This is a genomic window from Pseudomonas sp. MD195_PC81_125 (assembly GCF_014060985.1).
Classification (GTDB): domain Bacteria; phylum Pseudomonadota; class Gammaproteobacteria; order Pseudomonadales; family Pseudomonadaceae; genus Aquipseudomonas; species Aquipseudomonas parakoreensis.
This window is the reverse complement of the sequence record NZ_JABULD010000184.1, coordinates 1-3,285: the sequence shown is the minus strand read 5'-3', so window position 1 is coordinate 3,285 and position 3,285 is coordinate 1. Positions and strand designations below refer to the sequence as shown.

Annotated in this window: 2 protein-coding genes and 1 pseudogene; 2 read left to right on the top strand and 1 reads right to left on the bottom strand. The window is 44.6% G+C overall.

Going from position 1 to position 3,285, the window contains the following annotated elements:
- The coding region (locus HT737_RS07890) for a hypothetical protein (RefSeq protein ID WP_182402093.1) at positions 1-1,000 on the top strand (1,000 nt) is incomplete at its 5' end.
- Positions 1,001-1,564, top strand: coding sequence for a hypothetical protein (locus tag HT737_RS07885; protein ID WP_182402091.1), 564 nt, complete (start codon positions 1,001-1,003; stop codon positions 1,562-1,564).
- 618 nt (positions 1,565-2,182) lie between these two features.
- Here the strand turns inward: HT737_RS07885 and HT737_RS07880 are convergent.
- Positions 2,183-3,285 (bottom strand): annotated as a pseudogene (locus HT737_RS07880) (ribonucleotide-diphosphate reductase subunit beta); the annotation flags it as partial.

Genomic DNA, 3,285 nt, shown 5'->3' with positions numbered 1-3,285 from the left:
TGATAAGGTAATTAAGAGTAGGTTTATAAATGCGGAGGCTGATTATGATTTTGCTATTCAGTATCTAGTGCCGCGTACGGGAGAGTTTACTGCCCAGCGAGTAATGCAGAATCAGAAGTTTTATGATCGGTTGGCGAAAGACATTGTAAATGGTTGTATTATGCCTCCGCTTACTCTTGCAATTATAGCTGAACCGGATTCATGCGGGGAAAGCGTAGAGGAGTGCAGGGAATACGTACAGGGTAATATTGATAAGCTTTTTATCTTGGATGGGATTCAGCGGCTTAATACTTTGTCTAGAGTGGATAAGTCGGGAGTTGAATATGATAAGGGTCAAAGTGTATTTCTTAATATTTTAGTGTGCCCGTCAATTGATCATCTGCTTTATCGAATGATTACTTTAAATAACGGGCAGAAGCCAATGACCGCTCGTCATCAAATTGAAGTGATCGCAGACAATGCATATGATTTCGGTGCGCTTCCATTGATAATTCAAGCGGAAAAGCCAGAGCCCGGTCAGAAAAGAAAAAGAGGCGCATTTAAGAAGGTAGATATTATTAAGTCATATTTGGCCTTTTTAGCGTCCAGTATAAATATTGATAATGAAAAAATCATTCAAGAAAAAATGGATGAGTTGATTGCGTCTAAGATAATGGATACGAATATTTTTGAAAGCGGTACTGAGTTTGATGATGTTGTTGATCAAATACAGCGTTTGATTATATTTGAGAATAATAAAATTTGGTTTGCTAATCAAAATAATATCATTGCGTTCGCGGCAACAGCACGGCAGTCGTATGCTTTTGTGAAAGAGATGACTCCTGAGGAGTTCTGGACCACGTTGGAATCGTTCGAATTGGCATTTTCGTCTCTTGAGGTCTCTAAAATTAAATTGGGCACTGCTAGGCGCAAAGCAGTTGCACATTTTTTTGAGAATTATGAGCAATTAGCTAACGCAGACTTTCACGATATTCTCGATAAAATCTCCATGGTCATATAAATGTCTCGATTCGAAATTGATGGCCTTGAGTTGGACTTCAGTCGCGAGCCTTTTTCTGAAGCTGAGATTTCCCCCTTTTTTATACATAGAACATCTTCTCACGCAAAAGTTTTATCTAAGTTACTTCTCGGTGGTTGTTACTTAAGTGGAAGCCTCGGTGGAGCGCGCCAGGGTTTTAACTATTTTGTATTGGGTGCGCCGAAGACTAATGGGGCAGTAGCGCTTAATCTTATGAGGGCATTCGGAGACTTAGGTGAGGAGAAAAATGGAAAATTATTTAAAGGTACATCAATTAAGCCAATCTGCGATCATTTGAATTCTCAGCGTGTCAATCACGCTTTATTTCATCAATTGTTAAGCGAGATTGCTAAGTCTATGCTGAATCAACGACTCGGCAGGCATCTGTCCGCGTTTGTTCATTCGTACAGAGCTATTGAGAATCTTAGCTATACTTTTCCGTTATTTTATTGTCGTTATAGTAATGAATATTCCAAGGTGTACGGACAATTGAGGGAGTTTTTTAAGGGAGGGGAGTTGGATTTTTGTTCAAATTTTTTATGCTAAGTTAATCTGTGATGACGGACTTGAGCAAAGCCAGTCTAATATTGAGTTTGAAGGGCCTTATAGTAGTGAGTTCGCTAATCATTTGATTCGTCAAATTAACTGGAATGTTGATAAGGCAGGTACAAAGGCCTTGGTGGCAGTGTCTTCTGATGTGGTTGGTCTTGGTTTAAAGGATAATTTTGATCTAATAGTGAATATCCGGAACTCTTACTTCCATCATCTTTCTGGTGGCTCAAAAAATTCCAGTTCGAAAGATATTAAAGATCCTGATAGTTTTTTTAAACCAATAAATGAATTGTCTTATCAGACGATCGGGTACCTAGTAAATAAAATTATTAGAGTTCAGATCTGAGTGTGTTTTCAGCATTGGCATTTTAAGTTTTGGATTAATTTCTATTTTTTTGTTTGTGGATTATTTTTGTAGTTGTCGAGAATAATGGGTTTTTGAATGCGCTATGAGTGTATAAATATTTCGATTTGAAAGTCTAAGCCAGATTTTTTTAGTAGTGTTTCCCTGTTTTGTAATTGTGCTTGTAATATAAAAACAAAAAAGCCAGGAGGCTAACACTTCCTGGCTTTTTTTTGACGGTTCACACTATGGTGGCGCTGAATAGGGGGTTAATCCCAGCTCAACGCACCACCAGTCTGATACTCAATAACCCGTGTCTCAAAGAAATTCTTCTCTTTCTTCAAGTCCATGATCTCGCTCATCCAAGGGAACGGGTTAGTGGTCCCTGGATATTCCTCTTTCAAACCAATCTGCGACAGACGGCGGTTAGCGATGAACTTGAGGTAGTCCTCCATCATCGCCGCGTTCATGCCCAGTACGCCGCGAGGCATGGTGTCACGGGCGTATTCGATTTCCAGCTGCGTACCCTGCAGGATCATCTGGGTCGCTTCTTCCTTCATTTCGGCATCCCACAGGTGTGGGTTTTCGATTTTGATCTGGTTGATCACGTCGATGCCGAAGTTCAGGTGCATGGATTCGTCGCGCAGGATGTATTGGAACTGCTCGGCGACGCCGGTCATTTTGTTGCGGCGGCCCATGGACAGGATCTGGGTGAAGCCGCAGTAGAAGAAGATGCCTTCCAGAACGCAGTAGTAGGCGATCAGGTTGCGCAGCAGTTCTTTGTCGGTGTCCGGGGTGCCGGTTTCGAACTTCGGATCGGAGATCGAACGGGTGTACTTCAGGCCCCAGGCTGCCTTTTTCGCGACCGATGGAATCTCGTGGTACATGTTGAAGATTTCGCCTTCATCCATGGCCAGCGATTCGATGCAGTACTGGTAGGCGTGGGTGTGGATCGCCTCTTCGAAGGCCTGGCGCAGGATGTACTGGCGGCATTCCGGGTTGGTGATCAGGCGGTACACGGCCAGGACCAGGTTGTTGGCAACCAGGGAGTCGGCGGTGGAGAAGAAGCCGAGGTTGCGCATCACGATGCGGCGCTCGTCGTCGGTCAGGCCTTCCGGGTTTTTCCAGAGGGCGATGTCGGCGGTCATGTTGACTTCTTGCGGCATCCAGTGGTTTGCGCAGCCGTCCAGGTACTTCTGCCAGGCCCAGTCGTACTTGAAAGGTACGAGTTGGTTGAGGTCGGCGCGGCAGTTGATCATGCGCTTTTTCGTCAACGGCGACACGGGCGGAGGCGCCTTCGAGTTCGGCGAGGCCTTCGGCGACGTCGAGGGAATCCAGTGCGGCCTTGGCGCGGGCCACGGCGGCCGAGTCG